Below are 25,909 nucleotides of genomic sequence, written 5' to 3' on the forward strand. Positions count from 1 at the left end.
GTCCTTTTTGGATGTCGGTTACAAGTTGGTTACATGTTGGGAATAGGAGATTTAAAATTTAGCGCCCTTAATCATTTCAGAAACTTCCAGGGAATCCTCGCGTACCTCCAGTGCAATCACCGTATCGTTTTTTTGGAAAAAATGAACATGTCCCATTTGGTTCTCTTTCAATTCGGTCCAACCTGAAGATTGTATCTCTTGGAAGTAACGCTCCGGTGTGGCCAAGCCTTGTTCGCCGCCTATACCCTTCACCTCGTATTTAGCACCGTTATCGATGTTGGGATTTTCGGGTTCCGGAATGGTCTGCAATAGCACTGCGCTTTCCGGGATTGGAAAGTCGTCATTGACGGACGATGGCTTGTACCCGTCCACGGGCTCCTCATATTCAGGCGTACATCCGATTGCCAAGAGTATGAAAGACAGCACAATGAAGGGTGCAATATAGGTTTTCATATGGATCGCTCCTTTCACTTCTTAAACGTCACAAATCTGGAAAAGGTTGTGGAATATAAGACGAAACTGCCCATTTCATCCTTGATTCACTGTGCCCGGGTGCGTTGAGTCATTGAGACCTCACACCCGTGGATGCGCCGGAGGGAAATAATATTAAAATAGACATCGGGGGGCGGACATGAAGGCAGAGCCGTAATTCGAGGTCGAGAACTCGATGATTATATCGAGCAATTAAACGAAGTAAGAAACCGGACTTACGCGCTGTCCCGGTCAGTTTCTGATGAATGGCTCTACATCGAACAGCCCTTTTGGTATGACAAACCTGCGAATTACTATTTCATGTGGTTCCACGTCTTTGAGGATGAGATCAATCATCGCGGGCAAATCCGTCTCATTCGGAAGAAGCTGCCTAATGCAGTGCGCTAGGAGATGGCCAAGGACACTCCTGGATTTCCTGGGTGAGACGGGCCCGTATTGAAGGTCTGAATCTAGTGATTATGAGGTGATCACAACAATGAAATCATTGTCGGTAGGGATCATAGGGACCGGATTTGGCGGTACTGTTCATGCTCCCATTCTTCAGCTGCACCCGGGGATGGAGGTGAAATCCATTGCCAGTGTGCATCGACAGCGCACGGAGGACCGCTCGTGGAATGGAATTTCGTATTACAGGAACTGGCGTGACATGCTGGAGAGTGAACCGTTAGATCTGGTATCGATTGTATCGGCACCCGTCCATCATTATGAAATGACGATGCTCGCCCTCCAGTCCGGCTATCATGTCCTGACGGAGAAGCCTCTGGGCATGAATACGGAGCAAACGTTACAGATGTGGAGAGCGTCAGAACAAGTGGATCGACAAGCTTTCGTTAATTTTCAATGGAGATGGACACCAATTCGGCAACGAATCAAGCACATGCTGCAAGGTAAAGAACTCGGAGACATACAGCATATCAAATATACAGGGAGCTTTTCCGGCCACTCCGTACTGTCTAATTCTTACCGGGGATGGGAAGCGCGCAGCGAGGATGGCGGTGGATTCCTGTTTGCGATCGGTTCGCATATGGTAGATTCCCTCTTGTGGTGGATGGACGAAGAAATTACGGAAGTGTACGGCGACCTGAGAACCCAGGTTCCGGCCTATAACGGAGATGCAGGGCTTGAGCTTAGGGATGCTGAGGATGCCTTTACCTTCACAGGGTGTTTTAAGGGCGGAGCTTCTTTCCTTGCGGATGTATTTTTTCCGGGAATCCGCGGAGCGGGCTGGACGTTAGAGATCTACGGGACGAAGGGGACGCTGGTGATGCAAAATGATCATACTCTCGAATGCAGCTTCGGCGGGGCGTTTGAATCTATCCCGATGGATCCGTTTGCCCCGCCGGCTAACCTGGAAGCCCCGGCAGTGCCCTATTATAACGGCTTCTATCAGATGATAGACGGCATATATCAGAGCATAACTGCAAACCAATCATTGTTGAATATGCCGAATTTCGAGGATGGCCACAAGGTACAAGCTGTTCTGGATGCGATTCGTCTTTCGTCCGTTACACACAGCCGAGTCAGCGTTGATTATGGATCCATGATTCGAAATGGGTAATAGGAAAGTTAAAGCCCTTTACTCCGTATCCGAGACTTCCCGATTCCGCATATCGTTATAGTTACAACCAATTGAGCAAAACAAAATTCCGGGACATTTCCAAGCGGTTATTTGAGTTTCTTTGTGAGCTGCAGCTCCGCTACGGGCAGCGCATTGTGCTGGAGCATGATTTTTTTGGTGATTACGAGGATGTGTTTGTGGATAGCTTTCACGATTATCCTGACATCGGGTTTGTGCTGGATACGGCCAGACTTGATATTACCCGCAGGGCCTTTCGCGGGTTTGACCCGTATCATTTTCTGGATCGGATGGCATCCCGGGTATATTTGGTCCATTACAGTAACGTATTTTATGATGAGGACAAGTTCACGCATCACCTGCCTGTCCTGCCGGAGCATGATCATGATGTGAATTACGGAGATGCCCACGCTTATATGCGGTATCTTGCAGATCGCAATTCACAGTTTCATGTAACGTTTGAACATAAAGCCAGTCTCATAACCCGCCAGCAGCTGCACCAGATTTATAGCCGGACGGCTTTGATGCTGGAAGAGCAGGGAGGGCACGTACTAATCCGGTAGTAAATCGGATAGATATAAAGAGTGGGCAGAGAGCTTGCAGACCCAATTTCCACAATATAGGGTACGGTGTTTGACCTGAACATCAGGTGGGGAGGAACCCTCTATGCTACAGAGCTTGATTGTTGTGTTTGTGCTAACGATGATTATTCATACGGCCGAAACCTTGTCGTACTCCGCAAGATATGCCGGGGTGAAGCTAAACAAGATCGCTGTTGCATTATCGTTGACGGGGATTATTGTGCTGGTTTCCCGAACGTCCAACTTAGTTCAAGCTCCGCTGACAGCCAAGTTTGTTGATTATGCGAAGTTGGATCCTTCATTTGATGTGCTCACTTATTTCAGGGCGATTCTGTTAGCCGCCTCGATCGGAACCATTGTCGCAATCGCATTGTTTCCTACCTTCGTCAATCTGTTCAGCAGAGTCATCAGCAAGCTGGAGGTCGCCGGATCGATTCCGAAGCTGGTATCAAGTGTGACCATTGGACAGCTTAAGAACACAAGGCATTACATAAGAAAACCCAACTTGAAATGGAGTCAGTTTCGTTACTTAGGAGTACCTAAACGGTTTATTATCCTGAATATTGTGGTTACGGCTTTTTACACCGTAGGTGTCTTGTCATCCCTGTATGCAGCTCACCTCATTCCTCAGTACAGCACCACAGCATCTCAGGCATCCGGGTTAATCAACGGAATCGCGACCATTATTTTAACGATATTTATTGATCCCCAGCTTGGTTTGATTACCGATAAGGCGACTCGGAACGAGGAAGCGAGGGATCAGCTTGGCAAAGTATATACGATGCTGATGGTTTCAAGGTTTTTTGGGACCATGCTGGCACAGCTCGTAATCATTCCAGCCGCTTATGTGATCAGCGAGATTGTGAAGTGGATATAAGGACTGTGATTGTTGCATGAAAGCCAGAAGGAGAGAGGAAGAATCGTAATGACGCGTAAACGTGTAGTGATGGAATCCGTGCTGTTCGCTGCAGCGATATATATTGGCTATTTTGTTTTTATGATGCTGCAAGGCATGGTGCTAACACAGAGATATGTGCGGGATCTGGATCTGAGCAGGCAATATGAACAGACGGAATCCCTGCCGGCTCAGGCAGCTTTTGGAATGATTGAGCGGAATAGCGAATGGTTTACCGTGGCTGCAATTGGAGGCTTTATTGTATTAAGCGGTTTATATGGAAGTGTTAGATGGTTGTTGGCAAAACGCAGACCGCAATCCTAACGTTGGATTTTCTACGTGAGCATAAACCCTGTCATGGATTCCTATCCAAGCCAGGGTTATTTGTCTTGAATTTTATAGTCGATGTTGGATTATAGACCTTACGGATATTGGAAGTAATCCATAATAAAAGGTGTGGAAAAAGAGGACAAGAAGAAGTTGATTGGGTCACCCAATTATCCGGTGTATCTGTATATTAGGTGCTGACAGACCTTTAAAACGATTATGTAAGCGCTATTTTTATGCTTGACAGCCTTTTCGGATGCGTTTATGCTAAACATGCGGTTAATTGGGTCACCCAATTATCGTTTGCGCAAGTAGGGATAGAGAGGGTAGTCATATGACCATTAAGAAGATTAAATATCATCGGGTGTACGAGGATGTCATCGAACAGATCAAGAATTTGATTCTGGAAGGAAATTTGACCCCGGGCGACGTTCTTCCGACAGAGCGGGAGCTGGCCCAATCGTTTGGCATTAGCCGCGGGACATTGCGGGAAGCTTTCCGCATTCTGGAGCGCGAAGGACTGATAGAAGCCAGACCCGGAGGCGGGCGTTTCCTGAGCAAGGCACTGGATGTTGCCGAGGATCGCAGCCGCATCCTGGATAATATCGAACGTGCAACCATCATTGAGTTGTTAGAGGCGCGCGAATTGTTTGAGACCGGAATTGTGGAGCTGGCGGCAAAGCGCGCAACCGATGAGGATATCGCCGAGATTGAGGCAGCCTTCGCGACTTGGGGGGAGATCGATCAGAATGCGGAGGATCGATCGAAGCCGGATCAAGCATTCCACTTGTCGATTGCGAAAGCCACGCATAACGTTGTACTCGTCAATATGATTGAATTGCATATGGACTTGCTGCAGCGGACACTGAGCAAAACCGCTCAGATTCCGGGTCGCAAGAGCGAGGTCTACGAAGAACATTTACTTATTTTGCAAGCCATTAAGGAACGTGACCCGGTAAAAGCGAAGCTGGCTTTGCTGAACCATCTCAGAAGGGTTAAAGAAAACATACAGAAAAACTACATTCATGTTTAAGAGGGGAGAAACGTACCCCTTTTAACACAAATTGGATAATCCAATTATCCAATGGTCATGGGTGAATATGTTGGTAAAGAGGGACTGCAGATGAATACAGACATTCGAATTCTATCACCCTGCGGCATGCTGGGATATGGATTTCCTGAACAATCTTTCCTGAACGGACTGGAGTTCGAGCTGCACGGCATCGTCGTTGATGCGGGCTCAACGGATGGGGGACCGCACAAGCTGGGGGCCGGCGTATCGATCGTCAGCAAGCGGGCGGTTAAGAAGGATCTGGACATTATGCTCACAAACGGTTTGCCCCGGAAAATTCCGATCATCATCGGCTCGGCCGGGGGCTCGGGGGCACGGACCCATGTGAACTGGACGCTGGATATCATTGATGAGATTTTGGAAGAGCGGGGGCTTGAGGCCAAGGTGTCCGTCATATGGGCCGACTTCACCCGGGAGGAAATCCATCAGGCGAAGGAAGAAGGGCGGATTAAGGCACTAAGTCCGAATATTCCGCCACTCACCAGTGAGTTGATTGACTCCACCAACAGCATCGTTGCCCAGATGGGACATGAGCCGATTGTGGAAGCGCTTCAACAAGGTGTGGACATCATCGTCTGCGGCCGGGCGTATGATCCTTCGCCTTTCGCGGCGATCGGGATCTATTACGGCAAGGACCCGGGGCTGTCCTATCATCTGGGCAAAATATTGGAATGCGGCGCATTGTGCGCGGAACCGGGAACAACCAAAGACAGCATTCTTGGCACGATCAGCGACCATTCGTTTACCATTCAGTCGCTTAACCCGAGCCGGACGTGCAGCCCGACCAGCGTTGCGGCACATACCTTTTATGAGAAGGAACATCCGTTTATTCTGCACGGTCCCGGCTTTACGCTCGATTTGGAGAACTGCCGATTCGAGGAAGTGGAGAAAGGCGTCGTTCGCGTGACGGGCAGCCGCTTCCTTCCGGCGGAGAAATACTTCATTAAGCTGGAAGGCGCTAGGCGCGTCGCTTATCGGACCTTCGTGGTGGCGGGGATTCGGGATCCGCTCTTGATCGGGAAGCTGGAAGAGGTTGAGGATTATGTTCGCAACCAGGCGCGGGAATATTACCGGGAAATTCCGGAATCGGATTATCGGATTCAATTTTACAACTACGGCAAGAATGGCGTTCTCGGAAGCAAGGAGCCTGAGTCTTTTGCCGGACATGAGGTCGGCGTCATGTTCGAAGTGGTGGCCAAGACGCAGGAATTGGCGAACAGCATCTGCGCGACGGTGCGCTCCACCTTTCTGCATTATGGCTATGAAGGCCGGAAATCAACGGCAGGCAATCTGGCATTTCCATTCGCGCCAAGCGATATCGAGTTCGGTCCTGTTTATGAGTTCTCCGTCTATCACCTGATGGAAATGAAAAATAATGCTTTTCGTATAGAGCATCGATAAGGAGGATCAAACCATGACAGAACTCGGCGATTTAGCGAAAGTGCTGCGAAGCAAAAACTCGGGACCCTTCGAAATTACATTAGACGTGTTGTTTGATTCCAAGGAGCAATATGACAGAGTGAAACAGTCCGGCGTCATTACAAAACGGACGATATGCGAGCTGTATCAGATACGGGAGGAGCAGATTCATCATTTGGTATTTTTCGACCAGGCGCTGGGTTTCAAAATCACGATGTCGCGGGACATATCGTCGGGCAGTGTCGGCGACCGCGACGTGTACGGTGCCCAGCAGCATGCTCCCCTTATGAAGCTATCCATTGAACATCCGGAGGAGGGGTAAGCCATGAAGGTGTTAAGGCGATTAAGGCAGGATTGGGTGCTGTACGCGATGCTGTCGCTGCCTCTGCTCTACTTTTTTATCTTTCACATCATTCCGCTGTATGGCATGAAACTCGCCTTCCAGGATTACCGGATTCTCGGGGATCATGTCTGGGTCGGGTGGAAGCACTTCAAAACGCTGTTCAGCTCGCCCGCCTTCACAAGCGTGCTGCAGAACACCATTATTATCAGCTTGATGAAAATCGTATTCGTGTTCCCGATTCCGATCATGCTGTCACTTCTGATTAATGAAGTTCGGAGCACGAAATACCGCAAATATGTGCAATCCGTGGTCTATCTGCCACATTTCTTGTCCTGGGTCGTGATTGCTGGAATCTGGATCAGTCTCTTGAACCCTGCCGAAGGCGGAGTCAATCTGATAGCGAATTTCTTTCAACTGCCATCCGTGGATTACATGACCAGCAAGGAGCATATCCGTTGGGTGCTCGTATTCTCCGAAATTTGGAGAAGCGCCGGCTGGGATTCGATCATTTATCTGGCAGCCATCATGAAGATCAGCCCAGGATTGTATGAAGCAGCCAAGATAGACGGGGCGACCCGGCTGCAGCAGATGAGGTTCATTACGCTTCCACATTTATACAGCACAGTTGTAACCGTCTTCATTCTGAATCTGGGCTTCTTCATGAATGCTGGTTTTGATCAGGTGTTTAACTTTATGAACGATTCCATCATCAGTGTGGTGGATATTCTGGACACATATGTGTACCGAATCGGTATCGGGAACGGACAGTTTGCTTACGCAACTGCAGCGAGTCTGTTCAAGGGCGTGATCGGTATCATCCTCATCCTGGGCACGCATTTCATATCGAAGCGCTTCTCGGGCAAGGGCGTCTGGTAAAGGAGGGATTTAAGGGTGAGACGGCTGGAAATATCCAAAATCGTCATTTATCTCATGTTGTTCGTGTTTACGCTCATGGTATTGGTTCCTCTCCTGAATCTGCTGGCGCTGTCCTTAACCGATCCCGGCAAAGCCCATCTAATGGGTGGACTGGACATCTTTCCGAAGGGATTCTCAACAATCAATTACCAACTGTTAATGTCCAATCCCTTGATTACAGGCAGTATTCTGAATTCCGTATGGATTACCGTAGCAGGCACATTCCTGAATCTGCTGCTAACCTCCATGGCGGCGTACGTGCTGGCCAGAACCGAATTTATCGGTAAAAAGGTCGTGTTGTTTTTTCTGATCGTCATTATGGTGTTTGAGCCGGGCATGATCCCAGAATACCTGCTGGTAAAGGACCTCGGACTGATGAATACGCTAACATCACTGATCCTGTACAAAGCGATCAACGTGTACTATCTCTTTATTCTCATGCGGTTCATCCAGGACATACCGGAGGAGATTCTGGAGGCATCCCGAATCGATGGCGCAGGTCATTTCCGCTTATACAGCCGAATCATACTGCCGCTGTCCAAACCGGGGCTGGCGACCTTGGGCTTGTTTTACGGAGTGTACCACTGGAATGAATATTTCAGAGCGACGCTCTACATTTCGGACCCGACCAAATGGCCGCTGCAGGTCGTGCTTAGACAATTCGTTGTCCGCAAGGACAATACGTCCCTGATCGGCAACCAGAACATGTTCGACAGCTCGATCAACTTTGATTTTGCTTCCCTGCAGGCAGGTACGATCATGATTGCGATTGTGCCGCTGTTATTCCTATATCCGTTCATTTTGAAATATTACGCCAAAGGCGAACTGGAGGGCGGAGTGAAGGATTAAGCGGGAAGGCGAAGTCAGCTTATTTATAAGGCATAAATGTTCAAATTCATAAAAAGGGGAGAAAGATGAACATGAAAAAATTAAGCCTTTTACTCGTCGTTGCCATGCTGGTTATGGTCATGTCGGCATGCACATCGAAATCAAACACGCCGGGAGCGAGCCAAACTGAACCCGGGACTACCCAGCCGGATGGGAGCGGTGATCCCGTTACATTGAAGATCGTGTATAAGGATGAAGGAACGGCGAACCCTGTTTCGGTTAAATTCTTCGAGACCTTGGAGAAATCCCTGGCCGAAGACGAAGGATTGAACGTGAAATTCGAACTTGTTGATCTGGCACAGGGCAGTTATGCCGAGAACCTGAATCTGCTGTTGTTAGGCGGAACCATTCCGGATATCATCTACTTCCAGGGCGGCGACCAGCAAATTGCCGAACAAGGCCTGCTGGAGGATCTGACGCCTTACATTGAAAAATCCACTTACATTAAAGATATCATCGAGCCGCATAACCAAACGCGGATGGCAAGCTATCCGTATCTGCTGTGGATCAAACCGCTCGCCCCGAAGACCCCGGTCATCCGGGCCGACTGGTTTAATGCCATGGATAGCTCCAAGGCCCTGATGGAGAACCCGACCGTCGACAATTATTATGCCTTCTTCAAGGAACTGGTGGAGAAGAAGCCGGGTGAAGGCAAGCCGAGTTATGCGCTGACGGCAGCAGGCGATATTGCTGAGATTAACTTTATTTTCAATACGGCTTTCGGTTTAGATACGACTTGGCTTAAGAAGGAAGACGGAACGTATGAGTACTCCAAGGTTTCCCAGAAGGAGAAAGAAAAGCTGACGTTCTACAACAAGCTCTACAAGGAAGGGCTGCTGGACCCGCAATTCATTACGAAGCAGTGGGATACGAAGGAAGACGCCTTCTATAAAGGTGAGGCTGCCATTATTACGGGCACAGCCGGCAAAATCATCGATTTGTATGACGGAAGAATGCAGGAACTCGGCGGAGATGACGCCAATCTGATCGTGCTCCCGCCTGCTAAAGGCGAGGCTCAAGGCTTCGGGGCCACCGATGTTACGAAGGAATCCAGAGGACTTGCGATCTCCTCGCAATCTCCGCATAAAGACGTAGCGTTCAAGGTATTCGATTACCTTGCAAGTCCGAAGGGGCAAATGCTGGACCGCCTCGGTTTCGAAGAGGAGCATTACAAGGTGGTTGACGGCGAAATCGAGCTGAACGAGAAATACTACAGCGAATGGTATGCGCGTTTCTGGGAACCGACCGAGATCCAATCCGAAACGCCTTTGAAAACGCCGCTATTGGGTGAGCCTGGAACCGAATCGTTGAAAATGGCTGGCGAATTCTACACGGAAGACAATAATTTCATCATCCCTGAGCAATTCATTTCGAACTGGGACGCGATGAACAATCTGTACAAGGAATATTCGACGGATTTTATTACAGGCAAGAAGGACTTGTCCCAATTCGACCAATTCGTTGAAGCCTGGAATGCTGCAGGCGGGGCAGAGATAACGAAATACGCCAACGAAAACATCAAGTAAGGAGCCTATAACTATGACTTCATTTCGTGACCGGGTGAGGGGCGTGGTGATATCCACCGCGCTCGGAGACGCAATGGGAGCTCCAATCGAGAAATTGACGTACGGGGAGATCAAGTCCAAGTACGGACGCGTGGAATCCCTCATGACAAGATGGCATAAGATGGATCTGCCCCCCGACGCTCGGCTTGGCCGTGTAAGAGGCGATGGCATTGTCACGGACGATACGCTGATGACCATTGCGCTCATGAACGTGTATCTTACCGAGGGCAGGCATCTGGATGCCTATGATATGGGCAATGAATTCGTGAAGGAGATCGCGTTCCGCAAGACGTTTGTCCCTGAGCTGAATGAGGAAACGTTGATCATTGACCGGTTGTTCTATCCGGAAAAATATATCTTCATGCGCCATGTGCTGGCCAACTGCGATCCGAGAGAAGGCGGCATCGGGAATATGGTGAACTGCGGGGCGGCGATGTACATCGCCCCGATCGGGATCGTCAATGCGGGCAATCCAAAGGCGGCTTATGATGAAGCCATCCTGTTTGCGATGGGTCACCAGAGCAGTTACGGCCTGGAAGCCGCGGGCGTTCTGGCCGCTTGCGTGGCGAAGGCGTTTGAGCCGGGGGTGAGTGTGGACGATATTGTCCGCACTGCCATCAGCCTGGCGAAAGACGGCACGAAAGCCGCCATTGTGGAAATGACGCAAGCTGCCCGCGAAATGCGGCATCAGCGGGATGACATGGACAAAGTGATCGAAGTGTTTCAAGCGATCATGCTTAAATATTCGCCGATGGGCGATGACGTGAGCCGCCACATCGACAAGGTTGGCATCCCGAGCAACCATTATACGCCCAGCCGCCTATGGTCAATTGAAGAGCTGCCGATGGCACTGGCGTTTATCGTTCTCAATGACGGTGATTACTATCGTTCGATTCTGGACGGGGTTAACTCCGGACGTGACACCGACTCGATCGGCGTCATGGCTGGGGTGATCCTGGGCGCCATGTATGGCAGCGAGGTTATCCGCAAGGAAGATATTAAGCAGTTGAATAAGGTGAACCGCTTGGACCTGTGCGCTATCGCCGACCGGTTCAGCGGCATAGCCTTGAAGATCATTGAGGAGGATATTCGCATCAATGAGTCTCGGAAGGCCATAGTGAGTCGTTAGCTTTAACAGCAATAAGAACCACAACGGATAGAGAAAATGCTTAAAATAGGAGGGAGAGCAAATGATACCTAGACATTATGTAGAGACGGTATATGCGGGATTCATCGGTATGAACATTGGCATAAGGCTCGGTGCTCCCATCGAACCGGTGGCTTGGACGTATGAACGCATTCGGGACGTCTACGGCGATATACGGGATTACGTGAAGCCGTATACAACCTTTGCCGCCGACGATGACGCCAACGGTCCGGTTTTCTTTATCCGCGCGCTCTATGACGATGCGACAGATCGTGAGCTTGAGCCGGAGGATGTGGGCAAAGCATGGCTTAATTACGCAAGGGAAGGGATCGGCATGTTCTGGTGGGGCGGTGAGGATATCAGCACCGAGCACCGCGCCTATGTGAATTTGCGCAAAGGCATTCCGGCTCCTCGTTCAGGCTCGATCGAGGTCAACGGCACGGAGATGGCGGAGCAGATCGGCGGCCAGATCTTCATCGATTCCTGGGGCCTGCTTTTCCCGGGTCAGGCGGAGAAAGCAGCGGATTACGCGGAAAAAGCGGCCAGCGTCTCCCACGACGGCAACGGGCTGTATGGTGCCCGCTTCATGGCTGCTTGCATCGCCAAAGCCTTTGATGCTTCGTCCATGGATGAGATTATTGCGGAAGGCCTGCGCATGATTCCGGATGATTCCACCTATGCGCGCGTGGTCCACGCCGTCATGGACTTCCACCTGGAGCAGCCCTCGGATTTCCGCGCTTGCCGCCAGTACTTGGAGGACCATTGGGGATACGATAAATATACGGGCGTATGCCATATTATCCCGAATGCGGGTGTGTGCGTGCTTGCCCTTCTGTATGGCGAGGGAGATTATGCGCGCACGGTTGAGATCGCGTCGATGTGCGGCTGGGACACCGATTGCAATGCAGGCAATGTGGGAACGATCCTCGGTGTTTACAGAGGTCTGGCGGGTATTCCCGAACATTACCGCAAGCCGATCAATGACTTCATCGTGGCTTCCAGCGTGTCTGGCTATTTGAATTTGGTGGATTTTCCGACATTCGCCAAAGAGCTTGCACTGCTTGGCTATCGCCTCAACGGAGAGAAAGCACCTGAAGAGCTGGCACGTCGGGTGAGGCAGGGCGAGGTGTATTTCGATTTCGACCTGCCGGGGTCTACGCATGGATTCCGGACGAGCCATGCCTTCAAAACGCCGGTCGTTCGCCATTCGACGAAACATGTTTATGATAGCAGAGGATCGCTGGAAGTGGTTTTTGACAGACTGGTGGAAGGGGACAGCAGCAAGATCTACTATAAACCGTTCTATCGCCGGGCGGAGTTTAACGATGAGAAATATAAGCCGACCTTTGCCCCTCTGGCCTACAGCGGGCAGACCGTATCCGCCCGCATTTATGTGGATCAGTGGGAAGGCGAACCAATTACCTTGACTCCGTATGTACGCAATACCTATACGCAGGAGGACGTGCGTATGGCTGCGTTTACTCCCGTGTGCGGAGAGTGGAACGCTGTTCAATTCGTCATTCCGGATACGGAAGGTGCCATGATTGATGAGATCGGCTGGATACTCGAGAGCACGTCGCCGCTATTGAATCGTGCCATCGGAAGTTTGTTCGTCGGGCAATTCCGCATCACGGGAGCTGCGGATTATACGATCGATTTTGCCAAGCAAGCCAAAGAATTCGCTTCGATCACGCCATTCTCGCATCATCGAGGAACATGGGAGCTGCGTGATGGAACGATGCATTGTACATCGCAAGGAGATACCTCGTCCTATTCCGGCAATTACTATGCTGAAGATATGGAGATTGAAGCGACCATCAAACCGATATCCGGCACCAGCCATTGTCTGATTACAAGAGCGCAGGGCGTCATGCGTCATTATCTGGCCGGGTTCGACGGGCCCAATTCCGTATCGTTTATCAAACAGGATTTCGGGATCAAGCGTCTGATTACTGCAAGATACGATTGGGCATTGGGTCAAGAATACCGCCTGAAGCTGGTGTCCGAGAAGGATCGGTTCATCTTGTATATTAATGGAGAGAATGTGCTGGAATGCAAGGAAACCGCTTATGGACATGGCATGTTCGGCTTTGGCTGCTTGGATGACGGCGAGAATGAGATCAAGGATGTTCGTGTTCGTACATCAGAGCCGAAGTCGGTATAAGAGAGAAGGGAGCGGATTATCTTTGCGCAAGCTGGTTGTCATTGGCAGCATTAATATGGATGTTGTGAGTACTGTAGGGCAGTTCCCCCGGCCCGGGGAAACGATTCATAGCAGAGGCACCTCTTTTTTTCCTGGGGGGAAAGGGGCGAATCAGGCGGTGGCGGCAGCCTCGGCAGGTGCGGATTGTGCCATGGTCGGCGCGGTTGGTCTTGATCCATTTGGGAAGACCCTGGTTGCTTCTTTGGAGGAACGAGGCGTTGGCGTTACTTCCGTCCTCTCCAAGACAGGCACCTCGGGGATGGCGATCATCACGGTCAACGAGGAAGGCGAGAATTATATTGTGCTGTCGGAAGGAGCAAATGGGCAGTTGACTGAAGAAGACGTAGCGGCAGTGGTGAAATGGGATGGAGTATATGCCGTGCTGCTGCAGAATGAAATTCCGTGGCAGACGACGCAGTACGTTATCCAATCGGCCAACAAGGCAGGCGTTCGCGTCTGGCTGAATCCGGCGCCTGCGCGAGAGGTCCCTCATGACGTGCTGCCGCTGATCGATACATTAATTGTGAACGAGACCGAAGCGGAAGTGGTGAGCGGCCTGAAGGTGGAGGACGCTGCTACAGCGGATGCAGCGGCAGCGTCGATCATCGGCAGAGGCACCTCCAACGTGATTATCACCCTTGGTGAGCAGGGCTGCTTCTATGGGAATGCCAAAGGTGAGCGTTTCACCGTTCCGGCTTTCCGTGTCACACCCGTGGATACCACGGCGGCAGGAGATACCTTCATCGGTGCTTATGCGGCGGCTTGCACGGAGGGACAGGAGACGGAAGAGGCCCTTCAGTTTGCAACTGCAGCGGCTGCACTGACGGTAACCCGGCCAGGCGCACAAGCCTCTATACCGTCCAAGGAAGAGATTATGGCTTTTATAAATAAATAATTCGTTGCAAAAAGCGAGAGGGCGTCTTGGTTGCCTTCTCGCTTTTGTTATATTCCCCCTCGCATTTCAAATATGCGCGATAGGCCTACGATGACGACGATCCGCCATTCATTCCGGACCTGATGAGGCTGCAGTGATTGTGAACCATGTCATGTGAGATCTAAATGGAGCTGCCCGACATGTTCTGCCGAACCCTTTCATATATGTAAGAGTGATGATAATGAATCTATGAAATGGGGTATCTTCATGGCAAAACAAAAAAGAGGCAAATCCTTGTGGAACCTACCAACTCGCGCCCGCGGTACATGCCCGGTGTGCAAGAGTACCCGGACTAAACTGTTGTATCCCCGGACCAAATCGGACGGGACTGCCCTGAAAGTGTGCAAGCGCTGTGACGGCGCTTCGCAGGAGCGGGTTGACGCGGCTGTGTAGTTGTCACAACAGCGGCCTTGATTGCACGAACGATGGGATAATCTTGTAAATCTCGCGCATAACTCGAAATACGGTTTCTTAAGCTCCCTTACAGGAACATACCGCAATCAAACCGGCTCAGCAGCTGTTAGTGTGCATGCTCAGGTTTCTGTCCGGCATGCAGCTCGGGTGGCACCCGCTGCGGCTATAATCCCTGCCTGTCTTGCCGTTCAGGGATTATGTGGAATATAATAGTTTTACCAAAGAGCGTGCATAGACCGTATTCCTCGTGAAGCGGTCTATGCTTTTTTTCACGGATACAGGATTATAGGGTTACGCTCATATTCAAGTTGCGGCTAGCCAATGTAACAACCTATGGAAAATGAATGACAAGTGGGCGGCGAATAACATCAGGTTACTGGAGGTGGATGGATGTTAGAGGAGCGGTTAAAGGAATACATAAGCCGGCATAAGCAATTGATGACGGATTTGGGCAGCGTTCGCGACTTAGGACTGCCGCAATGCTATATTGCAGCGGGCTACATTCGAAATTATGTGTGGGACCTGCTTCATGGGTTAGAAGGGACGGATCGACATACGGATATTGATGTCGTGTATTTCGATCCGGAAGATGTGTCTGAAGCGCGGGATATTCGATTGGAAGAGCTTCTTAGAACAACAACGGCGAACCCGAAATGGTCAGTCAAGAATCAAGCCAGAATGCATGTGAAGAATGGAGATGAGCCTTATAACTCGACCCATGCAGCGTTAACCTATTGGCCGGAGACGGCGACCGCGGTCGGAGCAAGGTTGAACATCGAAGGAGCGCTTGAGCTCTGCTGTCCTTACGGATTGGAGGATTTATTTGCGCTTCGGGTTCGCAGAAGTCCTAACTTTCATAAGCGGAGCTATTATTTGGATCGGGTGGCGAAGAAGCAATGGAAGGATCAGTGGCCGCAGCTAACGATAAGGGATGATTAGATAAGGATACCCTATATCCTAGCAGGAGTTGCGGTGAGCAAGGAAATCGGCTGTCCGTGTTGAAATTATAGGTAGGCCTTATAACGGCCGGAACAAGGGGCTATCGAATGGACATATTCAACCGCGCACGTCAAAAGGAAATATTGTATCACGAGACTCTGTACGAAGAAACCGTATTGTTTCAGCCTGGGAGCTGGTTAGCCAAGCCCGTGCAGACGGTTCTGGATCATCTGGAATTATTGTCGTTTCATGAGACGCGGGTATTGGATCTGGCCTGTGGCGTCGGGCGTAACAGTATCCCGGTTGCGCAGCGGATCCAAGCGGCGAACGGGCAGGTCGTCTGCGTAGATCTGCTGCCATCGGCAGTCGAGAAGCTGCGGCAGTATGCGGTACTACATGGCGTAAGCTCCAACCTTGAGGCCATTGTGGCAGACGTAGAGCACTATGACATTGCCGTGGATACTTATCATTACGTCATTGCATGCTCATGCCTGGAGCATATGAGCTCCGAGGATGCCTTCGTGTCCAAGATCGAACAGATGCAGGCAGGAACCGTGCACCAGGGCATACACTGCATCATGATGAGCACAGAGGTGAAGGAAATCGATCAGGAAACGGGCCTGGAGGAGGAAGGTTTAATCGAGCTGAATCTGTCCGCGGACAGAGCCTTTTCCATCCTCGATGAGCTGTATTCGGATTGGGAGATCTTAACGAGGCGTCAGGTGCAGCAGGATATTCAAGAAGTGAAGGGTGGGAGAGACGTACTTTTTCGAAGTCAATGGATCACCTTCACTGCAAGAAAAGGAGTGTGTTAACTGTGGTGAAACATACGCATCTCGGCGTTTATGGAGTATTGATTCAGCATGATCATATCCTGTTGATCCAGAAAGCGAGAGGGCCGCACAAGGGGAAGTGGGATTTACCGGGCGGCTCCATTGAGTTCGGAGAAGAGCCGGAGCATACGCTGCAGCGCGAATTTATAGAGGAAACCGGGCTTTCTCCAATAAAGGGCAGTATACGGACGGCTATCTCCTATACGATCGTATACCAGTATGAAGCGAATCAGATGGAAGAGCTGCATCACATCGGTATCATGTATGATGTCGAGCTGCTGAATGATAAAGCCGTAATCAAAACGGACGGAGACGGTCAAGACTCATTAGGAGCTAAATGGATTCCCTTGGATTCATTGGGGTTGTTACCGTTAACACCGTTTGTGGAGATGATGATGGAGCCTGTATTAAAGGGTGAGACTTCAAAAGAAGCAGAGGTTGAAGGATGACGACTTTCTATTTTGTGAGACATGCGGAATCTCCCTTTATCCATGGGAAGGAAAGGTCGCGGGGATTATCCACCGAGGGCTCCCTCGCTGCGGTTCGAGTCAAGGATGTGCTCCTGGGAGAAGGGATTGACGCTATCATATCAAGCCCTTACAAGCGAGCCAAGGATACGGTTCAACCATTGGCGGACGCTTTGGGATTGCCGATTACGGAGCAAGAGGACTTAAGGGAACGGAAGGTCGGGGATTTTCAGGGGCATTCCTTCCTCGATGCCAAGAAGATCCTTTTTCAGGATCCAACTATCTCCTTCCCCGGAGGGGAATCCAGCAAAAGCGCGCAAAGCCGAGCAGTCCAGGTGCTAAAGGAAATCCTGAATAAACATATCGGAAAGTCTGTCGTGATTGGCACCCACGGCGACATTATGACACTCATGCTGCAGCATTATGATCAACGATTCGATTATCATTTCTGGCTAGGTACGACGCTGCCGGATATTTACCGAGCCGAGTTTGAGGAAGGGCGGCTCGTGAATATCGCGCGGTTATGGAACGAGCCATAGGGCTGGAGTACGCTGCATGATATAAAAGGGGGCTGCCCCCTACGACGGTTTGCTCACTTGACGGACGGTTCGTCATACTCGAAAATGTGTCCAATGAAGAATGGCTGTGCTCAGGATGTTATCCTAGCACAGCCATTTTTTGCATTTCGGCTCGTTGCCGCTTCGAAAGCGCGTATACATTATGTAGCGTGTACCTTACTTAAAATTTGAAAATGTTGATCGTTTTTTGCAGCCGGAAAACGGCATTATTCATTGCTTCCGCTTCCTCGGCCATCTTCTGGATCGATGAGATGCCTTCATTCATGGATGCCGACACCTGCTCCGTTCCCGCGGCGGATTGCTGCGTGATTGCCGATATATTCTGAATCGCGGAAGAAATGCTCTTCGCACTTTCGAGCATGGATTCGCTCTCCTTGGAGAAAGCGGCGATCTGTTCCGAAATATACTGCACACTGTTTACAATCTCCATGAACACCAGCTCAGCTTCACGGATCATTTCGGTTTGCTGCCTGACGACCTCTTCATTAATTTTAATGTTCTGGGTGGCATGTTTCACGTCCGATTCGATGCTCCGTACGAGATTGAATACTTCCCGTGTTGATGACGTGGATTCTTCGGCCAATTTACGCACCTCTTGGGCGACAACGGCAAAGCCGGCGCCGTGCTCGCCTGCTCTTGCCGCTTCAATGGATGCGTTCAAGGATAACAAGTTGGTCTGATCGGCAAGTTCCGAGATCGTCTCCGTGATCTGGGTAATTCCTCTGGCACTCCGGGCCAGTGCATCAATGGACTCCGCGACTTTGGCCGTTGCGTCAATATTACGCTGCATTCCTGCGGACTGCTTGGCGACGGAGTCCCTTCCTTGCTCTACCAGTCCCAGCGTTTCGATCGAACGGGTATTCATTTCCTGGGTTGAATGCGTATAGTTGCTGACCTTCTCCTCGATCTCGCCAATGGAATGTGTCATTTCGGCTACGTCTTCCGAAATTTCGTTAGCCCCGACGGCCAGCTCATTGGAAGATAAGGAGACTTGATTCATCACTTGAATGAGCTCCTGGTTTTTAATCGAGATATTGGAGCTTGAGGTCATGACCTGACGCGTAATATCCGAGGTTTCCTGCAATATTTTACGAAGCTTGTCCACCATGCTGTTGAATGTTCTGCTGAGATCGTTCATGCCCCCAACCTCTTCAACCTGGAAGGTGAAGTCGCCTTTAGCGATTTTGGCAGAAACGCTGGAGATTTCCGCAAAGGAGTTAGTAAGCGTTTTCTCAATAAGACGAGAAAGAGGAAAAGTAAGACCGGTTAGTACCACCACGATGACCACGCCAATGATTGCTTTACCCATTAGAATAAATGCAAGCAGCATTGGAACCGCAAACAAAGCGGCGATGAGAAAACAGGCTGCAGTAATTTTTCGTGAGATAGGGAGTCTGTTGAACCATGCCATAAGAATGAGTCCTCCTCAATAACATAGGATATATTTACCATGATTATAGCATCGACGGGCAAAACTAGATAGGACGAATTGACAAAAAGTGTTGGATTAGGTCGAAAGAACTGAAGTTGAGGAGGGAGAGGGGACACGTAGCAAATATGCGAATCCCCACTTGATGCACAGATATGAAAAGGTTTATTTTACTGCCCGGAATAAGGCGGAAGCGAGATAATCGGTATTATCCAGAATCATGCGGTCATGCTTGAACAGCGTTTCCCAGAGCGCAACATCGAACAGGAGTCCTTTATCACGCTGTTCAAATGTATCCAGATGACGTGTCTGCTCTTCCTTTAACTGCTCATTGAAGTGGTTGTACTCCAGAATTTCTTCCTGTTTAAACCCGCAAGCCAAGAGGGATTCCGTCCATTCTTCTCTCATCATCAGATTAGGTATTCCGAAGAATTCGAGCAGTTCCTGAAGCTTTGCTTCCGGCATGGGTTTATCTAGCAGTAATTCTCTGTCCAGCAGGACGCCTCCGCGATCCAGAACGCGGTAATATTCGGGCAGCGATTTCGAAGTATCCGTAAATACGGTAACAGACTCAGCCATGATCAGATCAAATTGGTTGTCCTCGAAAGGCAATGCGCATACATCGGCTTGATGGAACTGCACGTCGATTTCCATCGCTTCGGCTCGTGCTCGTGCTTTTTTGATCATATTTTCGTTCAGATCAATAGCTGTCACTTGATACCCCATCTCCGAAAGATGGCATGCGGTTCTGCCAGTTCCGCACCCCACCTCCAGAATGCGGCTGCCCGGTTGAATGGGATAATTCTTCAGCATTCTGAGGGTTGCCTCGAATCCTCCCGGGTGGGCACTGCCCATGCCTAATTTAGAGAGCATATGAATGTAGTTCATCTCATCTATCCCTTCTTCCCTTGTCATCAACATGAGGGTAATCGTTTATTTACCATATGATTCAGGTACGTTTAGGGTTTTAGCTGAATTAGATATTTTGAGCCCTTTTTTCGGGAGGATCAGAGTCATAATGGAGGAAACGTCATGAGGATGGAACCGGTAGAGGCAGCGGAACGCGTCATTCAACACGATTATCCCGACTGTTTGCTTGCCGTGCTTGGCGGCAGCGCGAGCAGAGGCGAATATAATGAACAATCCGATTTGGACATTATGGTCCTTGAACGAGAGGGTCATGATTTCAGCAGGAGGACGATAGAGGCGCATGGATGGATCGCGGAAATCTTTATATTGTCTTTATCCTCCTATCGCGAATATTTTGACGAGGGAGTGATCGCGGCGAATCCGTCATTTCAGCGGATGATCGCAGAAGGGACGGTGCTGCGCCTTATGCCCGAGGGGGAAGAGGTGCGGACGGAAGCCCAAAGCGATTTGGATTACGGACCTCTGCCCTTGACGATAACCGATATTAACGACTACCGTTATGTGCTAACCGAGTACATGCTGGACTTGAAGAGTCCCCGAAGCGATGGTGAAAAATGGTTTACGGTGCACAAAATAGCCGCGATTCTCTGTGATTTTGTACTTAGGGTGAACCGGGAGTGGACGGGTGAAGGGAAAACGCTGTTCCGCCTGTTTAACCGCTTTGACACAATTTTAGGAGAGCGATTGGAAACAGCGCTCGCGGCGATGTATCGCCAAGATGATCCTTCTGTTCTAATGGCATTTACCGAGGAAATGCTCCGTCCGTACGGAGGGAAACTTCTCATCGGTTATGAGGAATAAAATATCGATGCCAATAGATAAAGAGAGGTACATTAGCCGTGACGCTAGCAAGGCGCAGGAAATACTATAATAGTGTGATTACATCACGGCATACTTTAAATCCAGGAGGGGATCTTCATGAGCGGAGTATATGGCGGCGGTGAATATGGCAATTCAGTAGGAATTATTTTGGTTCTCTTTATCCTGCTCGTAATCATCTTGAGTGCTTGGGTTTAAACCGTCAAGATTCTTGGCAGTAGTGACAGAAAAGCCCGGCGCATGCCGGGCTTTTGTCTGCCTCAATCGAACTCAATTCGATGCGGCTTTAACCGAGGGGCTGTGAGCGGACACCACTGCAGTCATGACCAGATGGCTGCTGTCGGATTGGATCGCATGCAAAAACGCCTCTTCAAGAGACCCGAACACCCGGGATAAGGATCCGTCCAACCGGCTGGCGTAATGAATGCTTCCGGCGAACGTACCGGCTGCCTTCGCACGATTTACTTCACTGTAGATGACATCCATGTAGTTGTCCGTACCCATGGGGTAAAGAGCGAATTGGCAGGCAGTCTCCATATCGGCATGTTCTCCGATGTCGTTGTTCAAGCGGGTTGAATCCTCAGTCATATATACATCGGCGTCCGTATCTCCGGGGCAGCCAATGGAATAAGTGCCATTAAAAACAGTGTGCACGCCACTCGCCGCAGCATGGGCGAATATCGCTCTTGTAACATCAAAGACATGCTCTGCACGTCCACGAATACAAGTGCTCACATCGTCTGTCTGAATCCACACCTTTCCCGCATCCACAGATTGTAGAGCGCCCAGGATGACCTCCACAAACCGGTCTGTCATGGGAAATACCGAGAACCGGCATCCGACGATCCGGCTGGTTCCGCAAACAAGCTCATTCATTTTCATTTCCTCCCCATTATATAAGTCCACGCAAAAAAACCGCACCCCATGAAGAAGGTGCAGTTATGCCTACGAAAAGAAATAAACATAAATGCTACACTTCCCCACGCTAGTATGACCTAGATCGGGTGATAAGGGTTAACGGCAGCCCGCCGTCTCTCAGCACATGGCACCCCTAGTACAGCCAATATCTTATGTAGTTGGTTACCGCAAGATTTGCCCCGGAGCTTCATGTTACCGTAGAAGTTCGAGGGTTCTTACCTGTGTAATTGTATCGTTTTGCCATCGGTTTTTCAATCTTTGCCCATTATAAAAAAAACCGCCTGTCCCATTTGCAGGAACTTAGGGAGGCGGCTTTTTTCATCTGTTTGATTAGTTATATACTTTCACGCGATCTTCAAGCGGTGCAAATTCTTTTTCGCCTGGTTCAGCAACCGGCTTACCGAAAGGCATTTGAGCAATCAGCTTCCAGCTTTCCGGGACGTTCCATTCGGCTTTTACTTTTTCGTCGATCAGCGGGTTGTAGTGCTGCAGGGATGCGCCCAGACCTTCTGCTTCAAGGGATGTCCATACTACAAATTGCAGCATGCCGTTGGATTGGTTGGACCAAACCGGGAAATTGTCGGCATAAGCGGCAAAGCTTTGTTGCAGCCCCGCAATGACGTTATTGTCCTCGAAGAACAGTACCGTACCGTAACCAGCGCGGAATGAAGCCATTTTGTCGGCAGTGGATTTGAATGCTTCTTCATCGCCAACAACTTCCTTCAGGATGCCTTCCGTGATGTTCCACAGTTTATCGTGCTGTTCGCCAAGCAATACAACGACGCGTGCACTTTGGGAGTTGAAAGAAGACGGAGTATACTTAACCGCTTCGTTTACGATTTCCTGAATACGCTCGTCCGAGATAACGGATTCTTTGCTAATCCCGTAATAAGAACGGCGATTTTTGAGTGCAGCTGAAAAATCTTTAGACATTGAAAAAAAACCTCCTGGTGTAATCGAATTTGCATACGCCTGATTAGAAGATGTCCCTTACTACAAGCAAATATGCATTTTACGTTATTAGCCATAAAACCAATTATTATTCCACACTAACTTACGTTTAGTTAGAAATAATAATTCTGTTAGGATATTAATATAACTTAGAGGAATTGTCAACGACTTTATATAATTTTTCTTATCCATTTAATAAGAATTGAAACAGTCGTTTTTAGAGAAGTCTCATCATTGCAGAAGCTGCATTAAAGGGAGATTTAACCAAAGTGTGATTCTGTCCTGAGGATATAAGCTATGTCTCCACCTAACTTCATATTATGAACAATTCATGAACAAAATATACTTGTATGAACAATTTAATTGATTTTGATTCTCAATTATACTTGTCGAGCCAGAATGAGGATGATATAATGCATATCAGAACGCGATTGATAATCAATCTCAATGAGAATGGTGACGAAAATTGCATGATCCCGGGTATTTAGAGACATACGCATAGAAGGAAGAGCCATGAAGATTAGATACTTATTTGCAGCCGTTGTGGTACTCTCGATAATCTCATTATTTATTGGAGTTAAGGATATCTCGCCACTGCAATTGTTCTCGATGACAGAACAACAACAGCATATTATGCTTGTCAGCCGGATTCCTAGGCTTGTCAGTCTCATATTGGCGGGTGTCAGCATGAGCATCTGCGGATTGATCATGCAGCAGCTCAGCCGCAATAAGTTCGTATCGCCCACCACGGCAGGTACGATGGACTCTGCCAGACTGGGGATATTGGTAGCCATGCTTGTCTTCACGACAAGCGGACCGCTTATCAAAATGCTTGTGGCATTTGTATTCGCTCTGGCAGGAACCTTTATCTTCATGAAGATACTGGATCGGATTAAGTTCAAGGATGCGATCTTCATCCCGCTCGTAGGGCTGATGTTCGGTAATATCGTCAGTTCGATCGCCACCTTCTTTGCATACAAATATGATCTTATTCAGAATATGTCCGCATGGCTCCAGGGTGATTTTTCCATGATCATGAAGGGCCAGTATGAAATGCTCTATCTTAGTATCCCGCTTGTGATTCTGGCGTATCTGTTCGCCAACAAGTTTACGGTGGCCGGAATGGGAGAGGAGTTTGCTACCAACCTGGGCCTTCACTACCGGAGAGTCGTGAATCTGGGACTGGTCATCGTGGCGCTGGTTACGGCTTCCGTCGTGCTGACGGTCGGCGTGATTCCGTTTCTTGGTCTGATCATACCTAATATTGTTAGTTTGTACTTAGGAGACCATTTGAAAAAAAGCCTTTCGCATACCGCGCTGCTGGGGGCCGGTTTCGTACTGTTCTGTGACATCCTGGGCCGGATCATTATTTATCCCTATGAAATTCCGATTAGTCTAACCGTGGGCGTACTCGGAAGCGGTATATTCATTTTCTTACTGATGAGGAGAAAGGCTTATGACTTATAAAGCCAAACTCGGCCTGTTGGCCGCAGCGGCAATCATCCTGGTGGCAGTCTTTCTGTTCATTGATCTTGGCGGTAACTGGGATTACGCCCTACCAAGACGAATCAAGAAGGTGCTTGCCATTATTCTGACCGGCGGGGCGATCGCTCTGTCTACCACGGTGTTTCAAACGGTCACGAATAACCGGATACTGACGCCAAGCGTGATGGGATTGGATTCCTTGTATATCCTGATCCAGACGACCGTGATCTTTGTCTTCGGCTCCTTCACGCTGTATAAAATGGGCAGCAATGTTAACTTTTTGATCAATGTCGGCGCGATGATCCTATTTGCCGGGATCCTTTATAAGATTTTGTTCCAGAGGGAAGGAAACAACATTTACTTCCTGCTGCTGATCGGCATGATATTCGGAACCCTGTTCTCCAGCATGTCTTCCTTTATGGAAGTGCTGATTGACCCGAACGAGTTCCAGTTTGTAGCCGACAAAATGTTTGCCAGCTTTAACAATGTGAAGACCGAGCTTCTGGTCCTTTCCGTCATTGTCGTAGCGCTGACCTTGCTGTACTTTGCCCGATTTGCCAAGTACCTGAACGTGCTGGCACTAGGTCGTGAGCAGGCGATCAACCTCGGCGTGAATTATGATTATGTAGTGAAGCGGCTTCTGATTGTGGTTGCCGTTCTGATCTCGGTGGCTACCGCTTTGGTAGGTCCGATTACATTCCTCGGGCTCCTGGTGGTCAATGTTGCCTACGAAGTGATGAAGACATACAGGCATTCATATTTAATAGCAGCATCCATACTGATTAGCATTATTGCGCTGGTCGGCGGTCAATTGGTTGTAGAGCGGGTGTTCACGTTCTCTACAACGCTCAGCGTCATTATCAACTTCATCGGCGGTGTCTACTTCATATACCTGCTACTAAAGGAGAGTAAAGCATGATCCAGGTTACGAACGTATCGAAAGTCTATGGCGGCAAAAAAGTCGTTGATAACGTGTCCGTTACGATCCCGAAAGGTCAAATCACTTCCTTTATCGGTCCGAACGGTGCCGGCAAGAGTACGTTGCTGTCCATGATTAGCAGATTAACAGGCAAGGACAGCGGACAAATTACGGTGGACGGTAAAGAGGTTAGCCAATGGAAGAGCGGCGATCTGGCGAAGAAGGTTTCGATTCTGAAACAATCCAACCATATCAGCCTCCGTCTGACGGTGCGTGAGCTTGTATCCTTTGGTCGTTTTCCTTACTCTCAGGGCAGATTGAACGCGGAAGACGAGAAATACGTAGATGAGGCTATCTCTTATATGGAGCTTGGGGATATGCAGCATAAATATCTTCATCAGCTCAGCGGCGGCCAGACCCAGCGTGCTTACATAGCGATGGTCATCGCCCAGAATACTGAGTATATCCTGTTGGATGAGCCACTAAACAATCTGGACATGAAACACTCCGTACAGATTATGAAGATTCTCAGAAAGCTTGTCGCTGATCTGAACAAGACGATTGTCATCGTTATTCATGACATCAATTTCGCTTCGTTCTATTCGGATTACATCGTGGCATTGAAGGATGGAGCCATTGAAAGCGAAGGGAAGACCGAGAATATCATTCAGAGCAATGTGCTTCGCGGAATCTATGACATGGACATTGAGATCGAAGAGATTAATGACAATCGGGTGTGCGTATACTACGGCTAAGTGACATGATATGAGAGAATGGAGGATAAGGATTCTGGAAGATAACAGCACGGAATTCTTATCCAATACAAGGACAGGGCTGCCTTGGATATAGGACGGCATGATTTAATCTGTT

General features: G+C 49.3%; 28 protein-coding genes, 1 pseudogene and 1 riboswitch. Of the genes and pseudogenes, 24 read left to right on the forward strand and 5 right to left on the reverse strand.

Annotated elements, in window-relative coordinates:
• Positions 1 to 51 precede the first annotated feature (51 nt).
• Positions 52 to 453, reverse strand: coding sequence for a hypothetical protein (locus ACPV3A_RS15270; protein ID WP_426200142.1), 402 nt, complete (start codon positions 451 to 453; stop codon positions 52 to 54).
• A gap of 174 nt (positions 454 to 627) precedes the next feature.
• Between ACPV3A_RS15270 and ACPV3A_RS15275 the strand changes: the two are divergent.
• The 19 genes and pseudogenes from ACPV3A_RS15275 to ACPV3A_RS15365 all read left to right on the forward strand — a co-directional run.
• A pseudogene (locus ACPV3A_RS15275) lies at positions 628 to 879 on the forward strand (DinB family protein); the annotation flags it as partial.
• Positions 880 to 967: 88 nt separating this feature from the next.
• On the forward strand, positions 968 to 2,050 hold the full coding sequence (locus ACPV3A_RS15280) for a Gfo/Idh/MocA family protein (protein ID WP_426200143.1): 1,083 nt from the start codon (positions 968 to 970) through the stop codon (positions 2,048 to 2,050).
• A gap of 71 nt (positions 2,051 to 2,121) precedes the next feature.
• Positions 2,122 to 2,631, forward strand: a complete 510-nt coding sequence (locus ACPV3A_RS15285; protein WP_426200144.1) for a hypothetical protein — start codon at positions 2,122 to 2,124, stop codon at positions 2,629 to 2,631.
• Positions 2,632 to 2,734: 103 nt separating this feature from the next.
• Positions 2,735 to 3,526, forward strand: coding sequence for a lipid II flippase Amj family protein (locus ACPV3A_RS15290; protein ID WP_426200145.1), 792 nt, complete (start codon positions 2,735 to 2,737; stop codon positions 3,524 to 3,526).
• 48 nt (positions 3,527 to 3,574) lie between these two features.
• Positions 3,575 to 3,868, forward strand: a complete 294-nt coding sequence (locus tag ACPV3A_RS15295; RefSeq protein ID WP_426200146.1) for a hypothetical protein — start codon at positions 3,575 to 3,577, stop codon at positions 3,866 to 3,868.
• Between the two features lie 337 nt (positions 3,869 to 4,205).
• The gene (locus ACPV3A_RS15300; protein WP_113057336.1) at positions 4,206 to 4,904 is read left to right on the forward strand and encodes a FadR/GntR family transcriptional regulator; all 699 of its coding nucleotides are present in this window, start codon (positions 4,206 to 4,208) and stop codon (positions 4,902 to 4,904) included.
• Positions 4,905 to 4,994: 90 nt separating this feature from the next.
• Positions 4,995 to 6,344 carry an acyclic terpene utilization AtuA family protein gene (locus ACPV3A_RS15305; protein WP_426200147.1) on the forward strand — a complete coding sequence of 450 codons (1,350 nt, stop codon included), beginning with the start codon at positions 4,995 to 4,997 and terminating at the stop codon, positions 6,342 to 6,344.
• A gap of 13 nt (positions 6,345 to 6,357) precedes the next feature.
• Entirely contained in the window at positions 6,358 to 6,684 is a 327-nt protein-coding gene (locus tag ACPV3A_RS15310) for a DUF4387 domain-containing protein (protein WP_426200148.1), read from the forward strand.
• A 3-nt stretch (positions 6,685 to 6,687) separates the two neighbouring features.
• Positions 6,688 to 7,581 carry an ABC transporter permease gene (locus ACPV3A_RS15315; protein WP_216531778.1) on the forward strand — a complete coding sequence of 298 codons (894 nt, stop codon included), beginning with the start codon at positions 6,688 to 6,690 and terminating at the stop codon, positions 7,579 to 7,581.
• Positions 7,582 to 7,596: 15 nt separating this feature from the next.
• Positions 7,597 to 8,469 carry a carbohydrate ABC transporter permease gene (locus tag ACPV3A_RS15320; RefSeq protein ID WP_339218472.1) on the forward strand — a complete coding sequence of 291 codons (873 nt, stop codon included), beginning with the start codon at positions 7,597 to 7,599 and terminating at the stop codon, positions 8,467 to 8,469.
• Positions 8,470 to 8,540: 71 nt separating this feature from the next.
• Entirely contained in the window at positions 8,541 to 10,034 is a 1,494-nt protein-coding gene (locus tag ACPV3A_RS15325) for an extracellular solute-binding protein (RefSeq protein ID WP_339218470.1), read from the forward strand.
• Positions 10,035 to 10,047: 13 nt separating this feature from the next.
• Entirely contained in the window at positions 10,048 to 11,202 is a 1,155-nt protein-coding gene (locus ACPV3A_RS15330; RefSeq protein WP_220684533.1) for an ADP-ribosylglycohydrolase family protein, read from the forward strand.
• Positions 11,203 to 11,263: 61 nt separating this feature from the next.
• Entirely contained in the window at positions 11,264 to 13,384 is a 2,121-nt protein-coding gene (locus ACPV3A_RS15335; protein WP_426200149.1) for an ADP-ribosylglycohydrolase family protein, read from the forward strand.
• A 22-nt stretch (positions 13,385 to 13,406) separates the two neighbouring features.
• Positions 13,407 to 14,318, forward strand: coding sequence for a ribokinase (gene rbsK, locus ACPV3A_RS15340; RefSeq protein WP_426200178.1), 912 nt, complete (start codon positions 13,407 to 13,409; stop codon positions 14,316 to 14,318).
• Between the two features lie 246 nt (positions 14,319 to 14,564).
• The gene (locus ACPV3A_RS15345; protein WP_074961828.1) at positions 14,565 to 14,750 is read left to right on the forward strand and encodes a hypothetical protein; all 186 of its coding nucleotides are present in this window, start codon (positions 14,565 to 14,567) and stop codon (positions 14,748 to 14,750) included.
• Positions 14,751 to 15,161: 411 nt separating this feature from the next.
• On the forward strand, positions 15,162 to 15,710 hold the full coding sequence (locus tag ACPV3A_RS15350; RefSeq protein WP_426200150.1) for a nucleotidyltransferase family protein: 549 nt from the start codon (positions 15,162 to 15,164) through the stop codon (positions 15,708 to 15,710).
• A gap of 107 nt (positions 15,711 to 15,817) precedes the next feature.
• Positions 15,818 to 16,525, forward strand: coding sequence for a class I SAM-dependent methyltransferase (locus ACPV3A_RS15355; protein WP_426200151.1), 708 nt, complete (start codon positions 15,818 to 15,820; stop codon positions 16,523 to 16,525).
• Positions 16,526 to 16,527: 2 nt separating this feature from the next.
• Positions 16,528 to 16,992: an NUDIX hydrolase gene (locus tag ACPV3A_RS15360; RefSeq protein ID WP_426200152.1), complete on the forward strand. Its 465-nt coding sequence runs from the start codon at positions 16,528 to 16,530 to the stop codon at positions 16,990 to 16,992.
• On the forward strand, positions 16,989 to 17,549 hold the full coding sequence (locus tag ACPV3A_RS15365; protein WP_194543651.1) for a histidine phosphatase family protein: 561 nt from the start codon (positions 16,989 to 16,991) through the stop codon (positions 17,547 to 17,549). The genes ACPV3A_RS15360 and ACPV3A_RS15365 overlap by 4 nt, the downstream gene beginning before the upstream one ends.
• A gap of 199 nt (positions 17,550 to 17,748) precedes the next feature.
• Here ACPV3A_RS15365 and ACPV3A_RS15370 read toward each other — a convergent pair whose 3' ends face one another.
• A complete protein-coding gene (locus tag ACPV3A_RS15370; protein ID WP_426200153.1) occupies positions 17,749 to 18,999 on the reverse strand; it encodes a methyl-accepting chemotaxis protein in 1,251 nt (416 codons plus the stop codon).
• Between the two features lie 183 nt (positions 19,000 to 19,182).
• Positions 19,183 to 19,905: a class I SAM-dependent methyltransferase gene (locus tag ACPV3A_RS15375; protein ID WP_426200154.1), complete on the reverse strand. Its 723-nt coding sequence runs from the start codon at positions 19,903 to 19,905 to the stop codon at positions 19,183 to 19,185.
• A 144-nt stretch (positions 19,906 to 20,049) separates the two neighbouring features.
• On the opposite strand from ACPV3A_RS15375, the gene ACPV3A_RS15380 reads away from it, so the two are divergent.
• Positions 20,050 to 20,748 carry a nucleotidyltransferase domain-containing protein gene (locus ACPV3A_RS15380; protein ID WP_194543648.1) on the forward strand — a complete coding sequence of 233 codons (699 nt, stop codon included), beginning with the start codon at positions 20,050 to 20,052 and terminating at the stop codon, positions 20,746 to 20,748.
• A 117-nt stretch (positions 20,749 to 20,865) separates the two neighbouring features.
• On the forward strand, positions 20,866 to 20,964 hold the full coding sequence (locus ACPV3A_RS15385) for a YjcZ family sporulation protein (RefSeq protein WP_194543647.1): 99 nt from the start codon (positions 20,866 to 20,868) through the stop codon (positions 20,962 to 20,964).
• 72 nt (positions 20,965 to 21,036) lie between these two features.
• On the opposite strand, the gene ACPV3A_RS15390 is transcribed toward ACPV3A_RS15385, so the two are convergent.
• Positions 21,037 to 21,642 (reverse strand): YkoF family thiamine/hydroxymethylpyrimidine-binding protein, encoded by a 606-nt coding sequence (locus tag ACPV3A_RS15390; RefSeq protein ID WP_426200155.1) that lies wholly within the window; start codon positions 21,640 to 21,642, stop codon positions 21,037 to 21,039.
• Positions 21,643 to 21,726: 84 nt separating this feature from the next.
• A riboswitch (TPP riboswitch) is annotated at positions 21,727 to 21,829 on the reverse strand.
• 185 nt (positions 21,830 to 22,014) lie between these two features.
• Positions 22,015 to 22,617: a nitroreductase family protein gene (locus ACPV3A_RS15395; protein WP_194543645.1), complete on the reverse strand. Its 603-nt coding sequence runs from the start codon at positions 22,615 to 22,617 to the stop codon at positions 22,015 to 22,017.
• A gap of 531 nt (positions 22,618 to 23,148) precedes the next feature.
• Between ACPV3A_RS15395 and ACPV3A_RS15400 the strand changes: the two genes are divergently transcribed.
• The 3 genes from ACPV3A_RS15400 to ACPV3A_RS15410 are packed head-to-tail and all read left to right on the forward strand — an operon-like array spanning position 23,149 to position 25,794.
• Positions 23,149 to 24,102, forward strand: coding sequence for an ABC transporter permease (locus tag ACPV3A_RS15400; protein WP_071219984.1), 954 nt, complete (start codon positions 23,149 to 23,151; stop codon positions 24,100 to 24,102).
• Entirely contained in the window at positions 24,092 to 25,039 is a 948-nt protein-coding gene (locus ACPV3A_RS15405) for an iron chelate uptake ABC transporter family permease subunit (protein WP_426200156.1), read from the forward strand. The genes ACPV3A_RS15400 and ACPV3A_RS15405 overlap by 11 nt, the downstream gene beginning before the upstream one ends.
• Positions 25,036 to 25,794, forward strand: coding sequence for an ABC transporter ATP-binding protein (locus tag ACPV3A_RS15410; RefSeq protein WP_076325073.1), 759 nt, complete (start codon positions 25,036 to 25,038; stop codon positions 25,792 to 25,794). Before ACPV3A_RS15405 ends, ACPV3A_RS15410 begins: the two co-directional genes overlap by 4 nt.
• Positions 25,795 to 25,909 lie beyond the last annotated feature (115 nt).

The sequence above is a fragment of the Paenibacillus sp. Dod16 genome (assembly GCF_049893405.1).
In the GTDB taxonomy this organism is placed as follows: Bacteria; Bacillota; Bacilli; order Paenibacillales; family Paenibacillaceae; genus Paenibacillus_AQ.